This window comes from Pseudoalteromonas sp. NFXS39, from assembly GCF_040148775.1.
GTDB classification, from domain to species: Bacteria; Pseudomonadota; Gammaproteobacteria; order Enterobacterales; family Alteromonadaceae; genus Pseudoalteromonas; species Pseudoalteromonas apostichopi.
Genome location: NZ_JAGDEC010000007.1, coordinates 1 through 18,151 on the forward strand (window position 1 = coordinate 1; position 18,151 = coordinate 18,151).

An 18,151-nucleotide genomic window follows, 5' to 3' on the forward strand; every position below is an offset into this window, starting at 1 on the left:
AAGCACCTCTTCGTTTCCGCTCGACTTGCATGTGTTAGGCCTGCCGCCAGCGTTCAATCTGAGCCATGATCAAACTCTTCAATTAAAAGTTTTTTCTGTCCCGAAGGACATGCTCAATGAATTCTGATTTTGATTCTTTCGAATCGAATTGACTGTGCTGAAACAAGTAAACTTGTTTCCGTTGGTCACTCAGTTCAATTGAGACTCTAAATTTGTTTGCGTCATCTAGCGAACTAGAATCTGCTGTTAGAACTCAATCTGTACGAGTGCCCACACAGATGATTGCTTTATATTGTTAAAGAACGTTTGAGATACTTTCGCGTCTCAAGGGCTGTGCATTCTACGCAAGCCGTTATTTTTGTCAACACTTAATTTTGAGAAAAGTTTATTTTTTCAAAACTCAGTTTTACTTGACTCAACCAACTCGTCGTTTTGCTTTTTTGTAAGCAGTCCGCCGTGTCGGTGGATGCGCATTATAGGGATACGGCGAATTAACGCAAGCACTTTTTTGAGAAAACTTTAAAAAAACTACCTTTTGAGTTCTTTTCAATCTAAACAGCACAAAAGAGAAACTTTATTAACGCTTCAGTAACTTTTTAGCCGTATTTAAGGCTATAAAAGCACAAATGTCCATAAACAAAAAAGCCCAGCAACATAGCAGGGCTTTTTATATAGTTTGCATTTTAGCTGTTATGCAATGCCGTATTGATCACGGTATGCTTTTACTGCAGCTAAATGCTCATCCATTGTGCCTTTCGCTTCTAGGTAACTAATTAAGTCAGCTAGTTTTACTATCGAGATAACTTTAGTGCCGAAGTCACGCTCTACTTCTTGAATAGCAGATAACTCAGCTTTACCTTTCTCTTGACGGTCAAGTGCAATTAAAACACCACTTAAGTCTGCACCATTATCTGCAATAATTTCCATAGACTCACGAATAGCTGTACCCGCAGTGATCACATCATCGACTAACATGATCTTACCTTTAAGTTCAGAACCAACTAATGTGCCACCTTCACCGTGTGCTTTTTTCTCTTTACGGTTGAAACAGTAAGGTACATCTTTGTCGTGGTGATCAGCTAAAGCCACGGCTGTAGTCGTCGCAATTGGAATACCTTTATAAGCAGGGCCAAATAACACATCGTAATCAATACCTGCATCTTCAAGTGCAGCTGCATAGAAGCGACCTAAACGTGCAAGGTCACGACCTGTATTAAATAAACCAGCGTTGAAGAAATAAGGACTAGTGCGACCAGACTTTAAAGTAAACTCACCAAACTTAAGCACCTGCTTTTCAAGTGCGAATTCAATAAACTCTTTTTGATAATCTTTCATAACTAATAAACCTACTTCTTTATTATGCTAATGCTTGCTTTTGAACGTCGATAATTTCACGAATTGAGTGCTTAGCTAATGTAAGTAGCTCATCTAGTTCCTCGAATGAGAAAGGTTCGCCTTCAGCTGTACCTTGGATTTCGATGATTTTGCCAGTTTCAGTCAAAATCACGTTCATATCTGTTTCGGCTTCAGAATCTTCTAGATACTCAAGGTCACTAATTGGCTGACCTTTATATACACCTACAGAGATTGCCGCAATCATATGCTTAAGTGGGTTTGAATTGATCATACCTTTACTACGCATATAAGTTAGCGCATCGACTAATGCAACGCACGCGCCGCTGATTGATGCTGTGCGCGTACCACCATCAGCTTGAATCACATCACAATCGATAGTAATGGTATTTTCGCCTAACGCTTTTAAGTCAACCGCTGCACGCAGTGCACGTGCGATTAAGCGTTGAATTTCCATAGTACGACCGCCCTGCTTACCGCGCGCTGCCTCACGACCATTACGAGTATGTGTTGAACGAGGTAACATACCGTATTCAGCCGTAACCCAACCTTTACCTTGGCCTTTCATAAAGCGTGGTACACCTGCTTCAACAGTTGCTGTACACAAAACTTTAGTGTTTCCAAACTCTACTAATACTGAACCTTCAGCATGCATAGTGTAATTACGTGTAAATGTAACCGGTCTAATTTGGTTAGGTGTTCTTTCGCTTGGACGCATTAACGATCCCCTTAATTCTGAATTTGCCACATTATAAGTCGATGTGGTGCTAGATGCCATGTTCATTTACATAATTAACTACATCAGAAAAACACATTTCAGAAAATTTACGCTAGAGGTTAAAAGCTGATTCGGTATAATCAGTCAACTTTGTAAATTCAATAACACTAGGAAATCATCCATGATCCACAGCATGACAGCTTATGCGCGCCGCGAAATTAAAGGCGAATGGGGCACTGGCACTTGGGAAATTCGTTCAGTTAACCAACGTTACCTTGAGACTTTTATCCGCGCACCTGAGCAATTTCGTGGCATGGAGCCAGTTATTCGAGAGCGTTTACGTAAACATTTACAGCGCGGTAAAGTTGAAGTTTTCTTAAAGTTTGCTGCAAATCCAGCGCATGTTGGTGAGTTAACGATTAACGAATCACTCGCAGAGCAATTAATTAAAAGCGCACAATGGGTGCAAAGCCAAAGTAACGGTGACATCAACCCCGTTGATATTTTACGTTGGCCTGGCGTTATGGAAGCCGAAGAGCTAGATATGGATAGCGTAAATACAGCACTGATTGCTGGGTTCGATGAAGTCATTGAAGATTTCAAACAAGCTCGCGGCGATGAAGGTGCGAACTTACAAGAAATGATTGCGACTCGCCTTGATGCAATTTTAGAGCAGGTTGCTATTGTTGAAAGCCACTTACCAGAAATCGCTAAATGGCAACGTGAAAAACTAAACCTAAAGCTTGAAGAACTAAAAACAGACATCGACGAATCTCGCCTTGAGCAAGAACTTATTTACCTTGCACAAAAACAAGATGTTGCTGAAGAACTTGACCGATTAAAGTCGCATGTTAAAGAAACCAAAAAAATCTTAACTAAAGGCGGCGCATGTGGTCGACGTCTTGATTTCATGATGCAAGAGTTTAACCGTGAAGCAAACACGTTAGCATCAAAATCTATCAACAGTGACATCACTAACGCCGCAGTAGAGCTAAAAGTGTTAATTGAGCAGATGCGCGAACAAATTCAGAATATAGAATAAACGCGTGATATAGCTTTTTATAAGACCCAGCACCTGCTGGGTCTTTTTTTCATGAGGCTAAAAGCAGGCAAACTTGAGCACTTTTAGCGAAATAAAGTACAATAGATGAATTAAAGGCTTGGATTAGTGATAGTCCGAGCCTGTTTATTTTTTATTAGAGACAAATCATGGCGCAAACTCGCGGAAATTTATTTATCTTGTCAGCTCCATCAGGGGCTGGTAAATCAAGCTTAATTGGTGCTTTATTAAAGAAACACGGCGATATGAAAGTATCGGTTTCGCACACCACTCGCTCACCTCGTCCGGGTGAAGAAAACGGTGTGCACTATCATTTTGTTTCTGTGGATGACTTCAAAGCGCTAATTGAGAAAAATGACTTTTTTGAATGGGCGCAAGTTTTTGATAACTACTATGGTACGTCTAAGCAAGCAATCGAAAGCCAACTTGCTGCAGGTATTGATGTATTTTTAGATATTGATTGGCAAGGTGCTCAGCAAATTCGTAAATTAGTAGATGATGTTGAGACTATCTTCATACTTCCACCATCAAAAGAAGAACTAGAATCACGTTTAAATAACCGTGGTCAAGACTCTGCTGCGGTAATCGCAGGAAGAATGGCGAAAGCACAATCAGAAACATCACACTATAATGAGTATGACTATGTTGTTGTGAACGATGACTTTGATACTGCGCTTGCTGAAATCGAAACCATTGTCATGGCTAAACGTTTATCGTTAAAAAGCCAAACTTTGCGCCATCAGGCGTTATTAGAGAACTTACTTAAATAATACTTTTAAGAATAAGATAAAAATTAACCACAAGCTATTGGCGAATTTAACTTGGTACAGTAAACTACGCCTTTGCTTAAGAATTTATTTGGAGTGCTGAGATGGCTCGCGTAACTGTTGAAGATGCAGTAGATGCAATTGGTAATCGTTTTGACTTAATTTTAGTTGCGGCTCGTCGTGCCCGCCAAATCGCGGTTGGTGGTAAAGATCCACTCGTTGATGCTGAAAATGACAAACCAACGGTTATTGCTTTACGTGAAATTGAGAAAGGGCTAGTTGATAGCTCTTCTATGGACTTAATTGATCGTGAAGAACAACAACATCAAGAAGCAGCAGAAATGGCTGCTGTGGCTGCTATCGTAGGTGGCAACCAGTAATCAAGCTCCCCGCTTTGATTTAGCTATACGGCTAGTATTTCTACACTAGCCGTTGGCAAGCCCTTCTTTTCATCGTATATTCTATTCATACCGTTACCGATTTACTTCATTTGCGCATTGGAGTGTGACTTTGTATCTATTCGAAGGCCTCAAAAAGAAAATATCCGAATACTTACCACCAGCAGAGATTGAGCTGGTACAAAAAGCATACGTGGTAGCTCGCGAAGCCCACGAAGGCCAAACTCGCTCAAGTGGCGAGCCTTATATCACCCACCCTGTCGAAGTGACACAAGTACTCGCTGGCATGCACCTAGATCACGAAACGCTGATGGCTGCCCTGATGCATGACGTGATTGAAGACACCGACTTTAGCCAACAAGACTTAGCTGAGATTTTTGGCGACACAGTTGCTGAGCTTGTTGAAGGGGTGAGTAAGCTAGATAAACTTAGCTTTAAAGATAAAAAAGAATTCCAAGCCGAAAACTATCGAAAAATGATCATGGCGATGACCCAAGATATTCGCGTGATCTTAATAAAACTGGCTGATAGAACCCATAACATGCGCACCTTAGGCGCGCTGCGTCCAGATAAACGCCGCCGAATTGCCCGTGAAACGCTAGAGATTTATGCACCAATTGCGAACCGCCTAGGTATTCATGATATTAAAAATGAATTAGAAGATTTAGGTTTTCAAGCCCTTTACCCTATGCGTCATCGCGCATTAAGATCAGAAGTCGTCAAAGCACGTGGTAACCGAAAAGAAGTTATCAGTAATATTAAAACTGAAATTGAAGCGCGCTTAGAAGAATCTGGCATCGAAGCGACTATATCTGGCCGTGAAAAACACCTATATAGCATTTATAAGAAAATGCTCAATAAAGAGCTGTCGTTTAACGAAGTAATGGATATCTACGCATTCCGTATCAATGTTGATAATATGGATACCTGTTACCGCGTATTAGGTGTTGCTCATAACCTTTACAAGCCAATCGAAACCCGTTTTAAAGATTATATTGCAGTACCAAAAACTAATGGCTATCAGTCACTTCATACCTCACTAGTTGGCCCTCATGGTATTCCTGTAGAGATTCAAATCCGTACCCACGATATGGATCACATGGCAGACAAAGGGGTTGCTGCTCACTGGATGTATAAAAAAGCCGGTGATAATGCAGGTAATACAGCACAGCAGCGTGCTCGCCAATGGATGCAAAGCTTATTGGAACTTCAACAAAGTGCAGGCTCATCTTTTGAGTTTGTTGAAAACGTTAAAACAGAGCTGTTCCCTGAAGAGATTTATGTATTCACGCCAGATGGCCGTATAGTTGAGCTCCCTATGGGCGCAACAGCTGTCGACTTTGCGTACGCAGTGCATACTGATGTTGGTAATACTTGTGTGGGTGCACGTGTTAATCGTAAACCTCACCCTCTGAGCAAGCCTCTTGATACAGGACAAACGGTCGAAATCATCACCAGCTCAGGCGCACACCCGAATGCAACTTGGTTAAACTTTGTTGTTACAGGTAAAGCGCGTTTAGGTATTCGCAATTACCTGAAGAGTCAGCAGCATGAAGAAGCAATGTTGCTCGGTAGACGTTTACTCGACTCAGCTCTAGGTGAAACCAAACTGGATGATATTCCAGATGAAAACATTCGCCGAGTACTTCAAGAGCATGAACTAAATACAGTGCTTGAGCTATTAGTTGAAATTGGTTCTGGTAACTTAATGAGTGTGCTGATAGCGAAACGCTTGATGCAAGTTGATGCCGGCGATCTTGATGACCTAGCGCAAAAAGCAAAAGCAACCATCATCGGCACTGAAGGCATGTTGGTTAACTACTCTAAATGCTGCCGCCCAGTGCCTGGCGACGCTATAACAGCTTATATTAGCCAAGGTAAAGGCCTTACTGTCCACCGCCAAGAATGTAAAAATATTCGTGGTTGGGAAAAAGAGCGCTCAAAATACCTAGTTGTAAAATGGGACGATAACCCAGAGAAAGAATATATTGCAGCCCTTCGTATTGAGGTTATCAACCACCAAGGTGCGCTAGCTAAATTAACCAATGTTGTTGCCTCAACCCAAGCCAACATTGTTGAGATAGCGACTGACGAAAAAGAAAGTAATTTATACATGATAGATTTAGGCATCACGGTAAAAAACCGCGTTCATGTTGCTAATATTATGCGCCGCATTCGCGTTATGCCTGATGTGCAAAGAGTCTATCGTAAAAAGTAACAAGGATAATCATGAACAAATCTTTTATTTCTACTGATAATGCACCTGCTGCTATCGGTACTTATAGTCAAGCTGTTAAAGTAGGCACGGCTGTTTATTTATCAGGTCAAATTCCACTTGTACCAGAAACAATGGAAGTTATCTCTGAAGATTTTACTGAACAAACCCACCAAGTATTCAAAAACCTAACAGCTGTTTGCCAAGCTGCTGGCGGTCAAATTCAAGACATGGTGAAAGTAAATATCTTTTTAACTGACTTATCTAACTTCGCTATCGTTAACGAAGTAATGAGTCAGTACTTTAAGCAGCCATACCCTGCTCGCGCAGCAATTGGCGTACGTGCGTTACCAAAAGGCGTTCAAGTTGAGATTGACGGTATCATGGAGCTTCCGTCAACAAACTAATAGCTCCTTGCCAGCAACGCAATGTTGCTGGCGCTATTTTAGAAAAACTTACCACTTTCCTCATCCGAAATTCTTGACTCATAAGCAATTCTCTAGCACTCTGTTGTTATAATTAATAAAACCTTTAGCTAGAGTAGTAAAAAAGGATTACAAGTGTTTAAGCTCGCTCACAACGGCAACGTTTTATTAGATGTTCATGAAAACTCGCCTCCTAGTGCTGCGTTTATTATCGAAGCATTAGAAAAGTCACCATTTTGTGAATGCAGAGTGGATCATGAAGCTATCAATAATTTCTTCAAAAGTGACTCTAATGAGCGCATGCTTGTGGTCGCTTCTAAACATGATGCAAGCTTAGTTGTAACTTTGAGCGATGATAAAATGCTGGCTACAGGCGAGCTAACCGTCGCTGAAGGCGGTAAAGTAATGAGCCTTGAAGAAGCGAAGAAAGAGCTTATCAAAGCTGGGGTAGCCCGAGGTTACAAACAAACCTTTTTAGAACAATTACTACAGAAGCAATTTGAATTACCCGCAGGAGAAATAGCTAAAGGGGTGCTAGCAAAAGGTCGCTTGCCTATTGATGGTCAACCATCCAAATTTGTACCACAAGTTGAGACCTTAAAAGATCGCCTAAAAAAACCAAAGCTACGAGAGGATGGCACTGCCGATATGCGTGACTTTGGTAAATTAGCGAGCGTAGAGCCTGGCGTATTACTAGTTAAACAAATTCCGGCAACTCCTGGTAAAGAAGGCTTTACTGTCACCGGTGATGTACTGCCAGCCAAACCAGGTGAGAGCAGTACATTAGTTGCTGGTGAAGGTACCGAAATATCTAAAAATAATCCACTTGAACTCATTTCTGTCATTGCCGGTGTCCCTGTTGATATTGCCAATGGCATGCGTGTTGATGATATTTTTACTATTGCCGATGTAAACGTAAAAAGTGGTCACGTAGACTTTGAAGGCAGCGTCATTGTGACTCATAACGTTGAACCAGGCATGCGTATTAATGCCAAAGGCGATATAACTGTTATGGGTACTGTAGAGTCTGGTCATTTATCAGCGGCTGGCGATATCACCATAAAACAAGGCGTGATTGGCCACCAGCTCGAAGATAAAAAGTTATCATGTAATATCATCAGCCAAGGTGACATTCACTTATCACATGGTCAATACTGCTATCTTGAAGCCAATAATATTCTCATTGAGCGCCAAGCCAGCCATTGTACGATGAAAGCCACTAAGCTGTTGCAAATAGGCCAAGAAGATAATCCGCAAGGCAAGCTATTCGGCGGAGAAATCTTAGATGCACAAATGATTATTGCTGGCGAAATTGGCAATGAATCGGGTGCTAAAATGGTGATTAACTTAGCCGCTTCAGGTGCTGATGTAACCGCGCAAACAGATCAGTGCTTAAAAGACTTAGCACAAACAGATGCGCAACTTGATACCTTACAAACTGCTATTGAAAAGGCAGATCAAGTAAAAGATGCCGAAAAGAAAAAGCAATTACTCGCAAAAATTGGTGCCACACAAATGCACTATTGCGAGCAAGCTGAAACTCTTGAGAAAAAGCTATCAAGCTTAGAGCATCATTTGCATGATTTACTGGAATATGCGCAGTTAGTAGTTAATAAAAAACTACACTCCGGCGTCGAAATTCATATTTTCGAAAAAGTACTTTTAACTAACCGCCAATATCCACCTTGCAAAGTGAAGCTCGAAGAAAACAAGGTCGAGGTTGAGTTTAAAACTAGTTAATAAAAAAGAGGCTTTAAGTTAAAGCCTCTTTTTACCAGGGTCTTTAAATCTTAATTTAAAGAATTCCTTCCACTTGCTGTTTTAGCTGCTCAGGCCAAACACCTACTTGTACTTGCCCGATATGCTGTTTTTGTAACAGCAACATAGCGAGTCGTGATTGACCAATACCACCACCTATCGTTTGCGGAAACTTCTTCGCGAGTAGCTGTTTATGCCAATCAAACTCCAAACGAGCTTGGTCGCCTGTAATCGCTAATTGAGTAGCTAAGACATCAGGACTTACTCGAATCCCCATTGAAGAGATTTCAAATGCATCTTCAAGCACTGGGTTCCAAACTAAAATATCACCGTTTAAACCAGCAAATTTACTACAGGTTTGTGTTGACCAATCGTCATAATCTGGCGCTCGTACGTCATGAATTTTACCATCGGCAAGTGTGCCGCCTATACCAATTAAAAATACCGCACCGTATTCTTGTGCGACCGCTTTTTCACGTTGTTTCGCTGTAAAGTCAGGATACATCTGACGTAGCTGTTCACTGTGTACAAAGGTGATTTGCTCAGGCAAAAACGAGGTTAAATCAAACTCACTAGCCACAAAGCGTTCGGTTGCTTTAATCGCCTGATAAAGCGACGTTACGGTTTCTTTTAGTTTGTCTAAGGTACGCTCTGTACTCTCGCAAATCACTTTTTCCCAATCCCATTGGTCAACATACACCGAGTGGATTGGGCTTAAAGATTCTTCATCAGGGCGAAGCGCTTTCATATGCGTATAAAGTCCTTCACCTACCGAAAAATCGTAATCAGCCAAGGTCTTACGTTTCCACTTTGCTAAAGAGTGGACCACTTCAAATTGGCTACCCGGAATTGTTTTCACTGCTACCGATACAGCATTTTCAGTACCGCTTAAGTTATCTTGAATACCATCGCCTACTTTTGCCAAGATCGGCGCTTGTACTTCAACTAACCCTAATTGTTGTTCTAATTGGCTTGAAAAAAACTGTTTTACTTTACTAATTTGCTGCTGTTGCTGCAGGTAGTGTGAACTCATAATAATTGGCCTCATTCCCAGTTATTGTTACTTGCTTAATTAGAGAAACCCGCTGCTTGGCTCCTCCTGTTAAAGCAATCCTCAACCAAACAAAGATTATTTTCAATAACCCGCAATAAAAAGAACTTAACATTGAAATATCCATAAAAATAATGCTATAAAAACTATTGATTCAACAATTAACACTAAGAAATACCATGGAAAATTATCAAATCGATAATCTCGATAAAAACATCCTTAACGCTTTAATGGAAAATGCCCGAACAGCGTATGCAGAACTTGCTAAACGCTTTGCTGTAAGTGCCGGCACCATTCATGTTAGGGTCGAAAAGATGAAACAAGCGGGTATTATTACAGGTACCCAAGTCAGTATTGATGCCAAGCAGCTTGGTTACGATGTTTGCTGCTTTATTGGCATTAATCTCAATAATGCCCGTGATTACCCGCAAACTTTACTGCATTTAAAAGAGCTAGAAGAGGTTGTCGAAGCCTATTACACCACAGGTAATTACAGTATATTTATCAAAGTGATGGCGCGCTCAATTGATCATCTACAAGATGTGTTAATTAACAAAATACAAGCCATCGAAGCCATTCAATCAACCGAAACACTGATTTCACTACAAAACCCAATTAGCCGTGCTGTTGTTCCCTAGGGTATAATCAGCGCCAATTAGAATCCGTCAACGAGCACACAACTATGGATACAACTCGCTTTGAGCGTGTTAAGCGCGTATTAGATCGCCGCCAAACGGACCTAACGGTTTGTTTAGAAGAAGTACACAAGCATCATAATTTATCTGCTATTGCCCGCACAGCAGATGCAACGGGCTGCCATCACGTACATGCTGTATGGCCAGAGAATCAAAAATGGTTAACCAACAATACCTCAGGCGGTAGTAAGAACTGGCTAGAAACCCACTTACATCGTAATATCGATGAGGCCGTTGCCATGATGCGTGCTCACAACCCTGAAGTACAAATTTTAGCAACTCACTTAACAGATGATGCAGTCGACTTTCGCGAAATCGACTACACCAAACCAACAGCTGTCATTGTTGGCCAAGAACGAGACGGTATTTCACCGCGCGCCCTCGCTCACGCTGATAAAAACATCATCATCCCAATGCAAGGGATGGTGCAATCTCTTAATGTATCTGTTGCAGCAGCACTTATTTTATTTGAAGCACAGCGCCAACGTGAAGAAGCCGGACTTTACAACCGCGATATGCTTGATGCGAAAATTAAGCATCGTATCTTGTTTGAAGGCTGCCACCCTATCATTGCTGAACAATGCCGTGAAAAAGAGCTGCCTTACCCTGAGCTTGATGAAAGTGGTGAAATTGTTGCTGATGAAACGTTCTGGAACATTTTAAAACACACGCAACCGCTTGAAGCCACTAACGAGTGCAAGTAAACTGAAAAACAGTCTACTAATTAATAATTTGAGTCACCTTTGAGTCATCCTAGCTTAGCGTTATACCCAATTACAGAATTAAAAGGCGTCGGCCCGAAAATGGCCGAGCGTCTTGCTAAGCTAAATATTGAGACGGTGCAAGACATGCTGTTTCATTTGCCTCACCGCTATGAAGACCGCACCCGCATTCACCCAATCTGCGAACTCCAACCTCATAGTCATGTTAGTGTTGAAGCCACGATTGAAACCAGCCAAATCACCTTTGGTAAAAGACGCATGCTGGTTTGCCAAGTCAATGATGGTACAGGCCGTTTAACACTCAGGTTTTTTAACTTTAGTGCGGCTCAAAAAAACGCTTTAAGTACAGGTAAAATCATTCGCTGCTTTGGTGAGATCCGCCGTGGTCGTGTTGGTTTTGAAATGACACACCCAGAATACAGCTTATCGGATACCCCATCTGAGCAACCAACGAACACAACGCTGACACCAGTATACCCAGTTACTGAAGGTCTTAAGCAGTTATCTATTCGTGCACTTAGCGATCAGGCGCTTGCTCTATTACGTAAATACCCAGTAGAAGAACTACTGCCAGAGCAGTTTCAGCCAACTGGAATGCGCTTAGCCGATGCACTTATGACCTTACATCGCCCACAAAACGATATTGATTTAACAGCTCTAGAGCAAGGTATGCACCCTGCCCAACAACGTTTAGTCTTTGAAGAGTTACTAGCCCAAAACTTAAGCCTATTAAAGCTGCGGCAGAAAGGGCAAACCGTAAAAGCAGTTGCATTAAAGCCTCATAATCAGCTTGAGCAGCAATTTTTAGCTAATTTAGCCTTTAGCCCAACCAATGCACAAAGTCGTGTCGTGGCAGAAATAAAAGGTGACTTGCAGCACCCATTTCCAATGATGCGCTTAGTGCAAGGCGATGTAGGCTCTGGTAAAACCTTAGTCGCAGCGCTCAGCGCACTGACCGCGATAAGCGAAGGGTACCAAGTAGCTTTAATGGCACCAACTGAGATTTTATCAGAGCAACATGGCATCAACTTTAGTCAATGGTTTAATCAATTAGGAATTGAAGTCGCTTGGTTAGGTGGCAAAAGTAAAGGTAAAGAGCGCGCAACGACTCTTGAAAAAATTGCCTCTGGGGAAGCGCAAATGATTGTTGGCACCCATGCATTATTCCAAGAGCAGGTTGAGTTTAACAACCTGGTATTAATTATTATTGATGAGCAACATCGCTTTGGTGTTCATCAGCGCTTATCACTGCGTGAAAAAGGCCGCTTTGGTGACTGTTATCCACACCAATTAGTAATGACTGCAACACCTATCCCGCGAACATTAGCAATGACGGCCTATGCAGACTTAGAAACCTCAGTGATTGATGAGTTACCACCTGGTAGAACGCCTATTACCACAGTGGCTATTCCTGATACCCGTCGCGACGAAATTATCCAGCGCGTTAGAACAGCCTGCACAGAGCAAGGTCGGCAAGTGTATTGGGTTTGCACCCTGATTGATGAATCTGAAGTTCTGCAATGCCAAGCCGCCGAAGATAGCGCTGAGCAATTAAAAGCTGCATTGCCAGAATTAAACGTTGGCTTAGTGCACGGGCGGATGAAAGCAGCAGAAAAACAAGCCATTATGAGTGAGTTTAAAGCCGGGAATATTCATGTACTCGTTGCCACAACAGTGATTGAAGTGGGTGTTGATGTGCCCAATGCCAGCCTTATTATTATAGAGAATCCTGAGCGGCTAGGGCTCGCACAACTCCACCAGCTACGTGGCCGTGTTGGTCGAGGAGCTACGGCTTCACATTGTGTTTTACTCTATCATTCGCCATTATCAGCGACAGCGCAAAAACGCTTAGGTGTGCTGCGTGAAAGTAATGATGGCTTTGTTATCGCTGAGCGAGATCTCGAAATTCGTGGCCCTGGTGAAGTACTTGGCACCAAACAAACTGGCTTAGCTGAATTTAAAATTGCCGACCTCAACCGCGATAAACAAACACTCGATCATGTTAGACCAATAGCCTTCAAAATTTTAAACGGCTACCCAGAACTAACCGATAAACTTATTCAGCGCTGGCTTGCTGGCAAATCAAACTACGCACAAGCTTAACCATTCAAGCAAGCTAACTACGGTATAAATTTTATTTCTAGAGCAATAAAAAAGCCCAGCTAATTAGCTGGGCTGACAAGTTAGGGAGTTATCCAAGGGTTGGATTAGAACTTGTATTCAATACCAACACCTAAGTAATCTTGGTCAACTTGATTGTCTGTATCAAACGTCGAGTAGAAACCAAATACTTTAGTATTTTTGCTTAGCTTGTGATCAACACCTGCAGAAATAGCTGTTTTCTTATCGCCTTCATCAAAGTCAATTACTTGGTATTGTACTTTGAAAGTGTTGCTATTCATTTGGTAAGCAGCATTTACTAAGTAACCATCAGCTTCTGCACTACCATCCACTTTTTCTTGTGTTTGGTACATAGCACCTAGTTTGAAGTCGCCTAGTTTACCTTGTACTGTTGCACGAACAATGTCGTAGCCTTTTACTTCGCTGTCAGCTGCAACTGATGCATAAAGTTTGCTTTCTTTAAGTTTTGCATCGCCGTAAGTTAACGCTACTGAGTAACCGTTATCAGCATCTACATCATCTTCAGCTACATAAGTTGCTAATACTTTGAAGCCACTGAAGTCTTTAGAAGCATAAGAAATTGTGTCGCCTAAACGGTTTTCACCTTTAAATGCGTTCTTGATATCTCCTTCAAGGTCATTGAATAAATCAACTTTACCTTGAGATTGCTTCATTGCTGTATCGTTACGGCCGATAACAACTTGACCAAAGCTACCTTTCACACCCACATATTGGTTACGAGCAGTAATGTTATCGTCATTGTCGCCTTTTGAATCAGCGTCAGATACGTCTACACCAAACTCAAATTTATAAACAGCTTCTAGGCCTTCAGAAATTTTTTCTGAACCTTTTAAGCCAAAACGTGAGTTATTGCTTTTAATTTCAGTGAAAGACCCTTCGCCATCATCTGATGATTGAACAGTCACGTTTGCTTTACCATATACATCTACATCAGCTAATGCAGAAAAAGATAAACCACCAAATAAAGCTAGGAATAAGCTAGACTTTGCAAATTTCATGTCGTTTCCTCAATAATCGCAACAAAAAACACATATTGTGTTTCAATGCGCGCAGTGTGACAGCAAAAAATGACAAAAAGATGACAATTGAAACAAAAACGTCAATTTACCTTCATGAAATATAATTATTTCTGAAATAAAAACGTAACCTACTGTTGCGGCATTAAATTTTTATAAAAGCTAAGTTAAATTAATTTTAAGCCTTTATTTGCAGCTCAGTTAATAATGTCACTAATTTCTCTAATAGAGGGGTTTGTTCATTATCTCTGTGGTAAGCAACAAATACATCTCGCGAGGTATGTGCAACATCTTCAACATGATAAAGCTCACCAGATTTAAGCTGCTCTTCGACTAATAATTGTGGAATGAAGGCACTACCGCCGCATTTTAATATTAAATCGAGTGCAATACGCCCGGTGCTGGTTCTGAAATAAGGGGGAGCATGGCCATTAAACTCTCGGGCATGCCATAACGAAAAGGTTGTTCCCCAATCAACATAAACATATTGATTATCGAAAAAGTTTTCGCTGTTTGCAGTTTCAAAAGCGCTCACAGGAATAATAGGGAGTTCACAAATTCGTTGAACAACCAGCTCATCAACTTTAGGGGGATCAAATAATACCGCTAGATCTAATGTACGTTCAAGCAATAAGCGAGTACTCTCTTGCTGTGCTTTTACTTCAGCGACTAGCGATACACCCGGCATAGCAGATACAATGTTAGTAATACCAAACTGCAAAAAAGCATCCCAAATATTAGGTGTGCCCGCTAAACTAATTTGCTTATGCATATTATCAGCAAGTGCCACATCAACTTTTGCTCGTTGCATCCCCGTTATGATCATTTGTGCGTGTGGCAGTAGTCGCTCACCCGGTGCCGTTAACTGAATGTTGTTTCGTTGACGAATAAATAAGTTAACGCCTAAACCTTGCTCTAATTGTCGGATCCGAAAACTTACCGCAGACTGTGTAATATATAAATTTTCAGCTGCTTTACCGAAATGGCGAGTACGTACCACTTCAACAAAAGTCTTCAATAAATCGATATCCATTTTTTACCCTTACGATAAAAATAATTTGTTTAATAAAATCGACAACTTGATCAATACTCCAGCAAGAAATTAGGGCATGAGGATAAAGCCATGAGCAATGACATTTCATCACTTCGTCAAGCATTTGCAAGCCAACGTCAATTCTATGATGATCAAAATTTCCCACGCGGTTTTGGTCGTAGTGGTCACTTCACTTTGCTAGAAGCCGACATTCTCGAGCAGCATGGTGTTGTTCTAAAGGGTTTATACAACAAAACCCTAGAACCACAAAATGAATTTCAAACTCAATTTGTACAAGTTGTTACCGGTAACCTTGAAGCGACCAATCCAATTGAGCGCGCTTGGATCAAATACCTTAAGCAAACAACCTGCAAAACTAAGTTTCATACCTTATTTGGGCGCTCTCGTATTGCGAGCCCAACAACACAAAGTGTTGAATATTATTCTGAGTCAGATAGCCTATAACAATTTGCTTTTTTACCCTTTTAGGGTTAAAACTTGTAATAACTTTTGTTTCGCCAGTAAGTTATTTCAAGGCAAGTTGTGACTCGAAGAATATTAATAATTGAAGATACGCCAACCATTGCGCGAGTGCAAAAGCACATTGCACAAAAGGTTGGCTATGAAGCCGACATAGCCGGTAGCTTAGCTGAGGCAAAAGAGCTTATTAGCAAGCACAATTACTTTTGTGCCGTAGTAGATTTTATTTTACCTGATGCGCCAACCGGTGAAGCAGTTCCTTGCACCATCGAAGCCGACATTCCTACCATTGTAATGACCGGCAATCTTGACGAAACAACGCGTAATATTGTTGAAAAACACCCCATCATTGATTACATTACCAAAGAAAATAAACAAGCCTATCAATACTTAGAAAAACAACTTGCTCGATTACCTCGTAATGAGCAAATATTAGTATTAGTAGTCGACGATTCAGCGGCAACACGCCACCATATTTGTAATTTATTAACCCGTCATAAATACCAAACCATTGAAGCGGTTGATGGTGTTGATGCTTTAAAAGTACTGGCTGAAAACCCAAAAATATCGGTGATCATTACCGATAACGAAATGCCGAATATGAATGGGGATGAGCTCTGTGTTGAAATTCGCCGTTTATATTCTAACGATGAAAAAGCCATAATCGGCATTTCTGCACTCGATACTCTGCATTTATCAACGCGCTTTTTGAAATCTGGCGCAGACGATTACCTTCGCAAGCCATTTAATAATGAAGAGTTCTATTGTCGGCTAAGCCAAAACGTCGACATGCTTGAAAACATTAAAACAATTCGTTTGCAGGCAAACACTGATTACCTCACTAAACTCCCTAATCGCCGCTATTTCTTCGGTGAAGCAAACAATCACCTAAAAGCTGCAAAAATGTCAGATACCTCAGTCTCTTTAGCCATGATTGATATTGACCACTTTAAATCAATTAACGATAACTATGGTCATGATGCAGGTGATGAAGTACTTAAAGGTTTATCACAATGTATGGCGAAGTATTTTGGAGATAATTTAGTAGGCCGCTTCGGTGGTGAAGAATTTGCGGTGTACTTTGCGGATCAAGATCCACAAGAATCGTTACAGCGTTTAGAAAAATTCCGTTTGTTTGTCGAAAAACACAGCTCTGAATTTAGCAAAGACCACATCAAGTTTACGCTGTCGATTGGTTTTCATAATGGGCCTATTTATAGTTTGGATGAACTAATAAAACAGGCCGATTTAAAGCTTTATCAAGCAAAAGACTCTGGCCGCAACAAACTAGTAAGCTAAGCCTATACAGGCTTAGTCACTGCCTCTAGCTGCGCTTTGCGTTGCTTTCGACTTTGACGATACGAATCCCAGCTGAATAATGCTAAAGCACTCCAAATACACGCAAAAGTCACCACACGCTCAGCATCAAATACTTCACCGTAAAACGCCACGGCAAGCATAAACATTAAACTTGGGCCTATGTACTGAAAGAAGCCAAGCGTACTGTATTGCAGGCGCTTTGCGGCACCGGTAAAACATAACAGTGGTAAAGTTGTCACCACACCGGCACTAATGAGTAATAAGTTAATGTGCCAATCATTTGCAGTTAAATCAGAGCTTGCTGATGGCGCCATCAACCACCAATAAATAAGTGCAACAGGTAATAAAATAAGCGCTTCGAGCAATAATCCTGGTAATGACTCGATTGGTAACTTTTTACGTAATAGACCATAAATAGCAAACGAGCTAGCCAGCGAGAAAGCAACTACAGGGAATGAACCAAAGCTCACCAGCTGAAGTAACACACCACAAAGCGCTAGACCAACCGCAACACCTTGCCATTTACGCAGTCGCTCTCCTAAAAACAACATACCCAATAACACATTGAGTAATGGATTTATGTAATAACCTAAACTGGCATCAAGCATATGATTATTGTTCACTGCCCAAATAAATAAGCCCCAGTTAAAGCCTAGTAAGCTTGCTGTTATCACCAACATCAACAGTAATTTAGGCTGTCCAAGAACCACACGAATACGCTGCCATTGATGACGAGCAGCAATGATAAGAAGTAAAAACAACACCGACCAAATAACACGGTGCATTAAGATTTCAAAAGCAGAAATCTGCTGTAGAAACTTAAAGTAAATGGGCGCAAGACCCCACATAAAAAAGGCTAAACAAGCGAAAATAACGCCTTTTCGCTGCTCAATGTTGGTAGGCATAAGTTTGGCTTTATAGTTTAAAAACGCCATTTTACGCCCCCTCAGCAGTGACGCAACTAAAACGCGCTAAATAAACCCATGTATTTACTTCTT

The 18,151-nt window shown here is 41.2% G+C and carries 17 protein-coding genes and 1 rRNA gene; 11 read left to right on the forward strand and 7 right to left on the reverse strand.

The genetic code is table 11. The features are described 5' to 3' along the window. The 3 genes from J3455_RS13695 to rph form a co-directional block, all read right to left on the reverse strand. Positions 1-85, reverse strand: a 16S ribosomal RNA gene (locus J3455_RS13695); the annotation flags it as partial. 605 nt (positions 86-690) lie between these two features. Continuing rightward, complete coding sequence (pyrE, locus tag J3455_RS13700) at positions 691-1,335, reverse strand: orotate phosphoribosyltransferase (RefSeq protein ID WP_054554229.1); 645 nt, start codon at positions 1,333-1,335, stop codon at positions 691-693. 22 nt (positions 1,336-1,357) lie between these two features. After that, a complete protein-coding gene (gene rph, locus J3455_RS13705; protein ID WP_130049721.1) occupies positions 1,358-2,071 on the reverse strand; it encodes a ribonuclease PH in 714 nt (237 codons plus the stop codon). 181 nt (positions 2,072-2,252) lie between these two features. Here rph and J3455_RS13710 point away from each other — a divergent pair, with 181 nt between their 5' ends. From J3455_RS13710 to J3455_RS13735, 6 genes are all read left to right on the forward strand, one after another. After that, a complete protein-coding gene (locus tag J3455_RS13710) occupies positions 2,253-3,113 on the forward strand; it encodes a YicC/YloC family endoribonuclease (protein WP_286257082.1) in 861 nt (286 codons plus the stop codon). Positions 3,114-3,280: 167 nt separating this feature from the next. After that, complete coding sequence (gmk, locus tag J3455_RS13715) at positions 3,281-3,901, forward strand: guanylate kinase (RefSeq protein WP_349561932.1); 621 nt, start codon at positions 3,281-3,283, stop codon at positions 3,899-3,901. A 101-nt stretch (positions 3,902-4,002) separates the two neighbouring features. Then, positions 4,003-4,278 carry a DNA-directed RNA polymerase subunit omega gene (rpoZ, locus tag J3455_RS13720; protein ID WP_054554225.1) on the forward strand — a complete coding sequence of 92 codons (276 nt, stop codon included), beginning with the start codon at positions 4,003-4,005 and terminating at the stop codon, positions 4,276-4,278. A 130-nt stretch (positions 4,279-4,408) separates the two neighbouring features. Continuing rightward, positions 4,409-6,514 (forward strand): bifunctional GTP diphosphokinase/guanosine-3',5'-bis pyrophosphate 3'-pyrophosphohydrolase, encoded by a 2,106-nt coding sequence (gene spoT, locus J3455_RS13725; RefSeq protein ID WP_349561933.1) that lies wholly within the window; start codon positions 4,409-4,411, stop codon positions 6,512-6,514. Between the two features lie 11 nt (positions 6,515-6,525). Next, positions 6,526-6,918, forward strand: coding sequence for a deaminase RidA (ridA, locus tag J3455_RS13730; RefSeq protein WP_054554223.1), 393 nt, complete (start codon positions 6,526-6,528; stop codon positions 6,916-6,918). A 153-nt stretch (positions 6,919-7,071) separates the two neighbouring features. Next, positions 7,072-8,676 carry a flagellar assembly protein A gene (locus tag J3455_RS13735; RefSeq protein WP_349561934.1) on the forward strand — a complete coding sequence of 535 codons (1,605 nt, stop codon included), beginning with the start codon at positions 7,072-7,074 and terminating at the stop codon, positions 8,674-8,676. A 55-nt stretch (positions 8,677-8,731) separates the two neighbouring features. On the opposite strand, the gene asnA is transcribed toward J3455_RS13735, so the two are convergent. After that, positions 8,732-9,727 (reverse strand): aspartate--ammonia ligase, encoded by a 996-nt coding sequence (gene asnA / locus J3455_RS13740; protein WP_349561935.1) that lies wholly within the window; start codon positions 9,725-9,727, stop codon positions 8,732-8,734. 197 nt (positions 9,728-9,924) lie between these two features. Between asnA and asnC the strand changes: the two genes are divergently transcribed. The 3 genes from asnC to recG are packed head-to-tail and all read left to right on the forward strand — an operon-like array spanning position 9,925 to position 13,265. Then, positions 9,925-10,383 (forward strand): transcriptional regulator AsnC, encoded by a 459-nt coding sequence (asnC, locus tag J3455_RS13745; RefSeq protein WP_054554220.1) that lies wholly within the window; start codon positions 9,925-9,927, stop codon positions 10,381-10,383. Between the two features lie 44 nt (positions 10,384-10,427). Continuing rightward, a complete protein-coding gene (gene trmH, locus J3455_RS13750; RefSeq protein WP_167659150.1) occupies positions 10,428-11,144 on the forward strand; it encodes a tRNA (guanosine(18)-2'-O)-methyltransferase TrmH in 717 nt (238 codons plus the stop codon). 39 nt (positions 11,145-11,183) lie between these two features. Continuing rightward, positions 11,184-13,265, forward strand: a complete 2,082-nt coding sequence (gene recG / locus J3455_RS13755; protein WP_349561936.1) for an ATP-dependent DNA helicase RecG — start codon at positions 11,184-11,186, stop codon at positions 13,263-13,265. Between the two features lie 104 nt (positions 13,266-13,369). Here recG and J3455_RS13760 read toward each other — a convergent pair whose 3' ends face one another. Next, positions 13,370-14,302: a porin gene (locus J3455_RS13760; RefSeq protein ID WP_054563416.1), complete on the reverse strand. Its 933-nt coding sequence runs from the start codon at positions 14,300-14,302 to the stop codon at positions 13,370-13,372. Between the two features lie 196 nt (positions 14,303-14,498). Next, positions 14,499-15,353, reverse strand: coding sequence for a LysR family transcriptional regulator (locus tag J3455_RS13765; RefSeq protein WP_054554216.1), 855 nt, complete (start codon positions 15,351-15,353; stop codon positions 14,499-14,501). A gap of 90 nt (positions 15,354-15,443) precedes the next feature. On the opposite strand from J3455_RS13765, the gene J3455_RS13770 reads away from it, so the two are divergent. Together J3455_RS13770 and J3455_RS13775 are read left to right on the forward strand one after the other, a co-directional pair. After that, positions 15,444-15,818, forward strand: a complete 375-nt coding sequence (locus tag J3455_RS13770; RefSeq protein WP_130049734.1) for a MaoP family protein — start codon at positions 15,444-15,446, stop codon at positions 15,816-15,818. A gap of 78 nt (positions 15,819-15,896) precedes the next feature. Next, positions 15,897-17,132 (forward strand): GGDEF domain-containing response regulator, encoded by a 1,236-nt coding sequence (locus tag J3455_RS13775; RefSeq protein WP_130049735.1) that lies wholly within the window; start codon positions 15,897-15,899, stop codon positions 17,130-17,132. A 2-nt stretch (positions 17,133-17,134) separates the two neighbouring features. On the opposite strand, the gene rarD is transcribed toward J3455_RS13775, so the two are convergent. Beyond that, entirely contained in the window at positions 17,135-18,058 is a 924-nt protein-coding gene (rarD, locus tag J3455_RS13780; RefSeq protein ID WP_130052203.1) for an EamA family transporter RarD, read from the reverse strand. Positions 18,059-18,151: the final 93 nt, after the last annotated feature.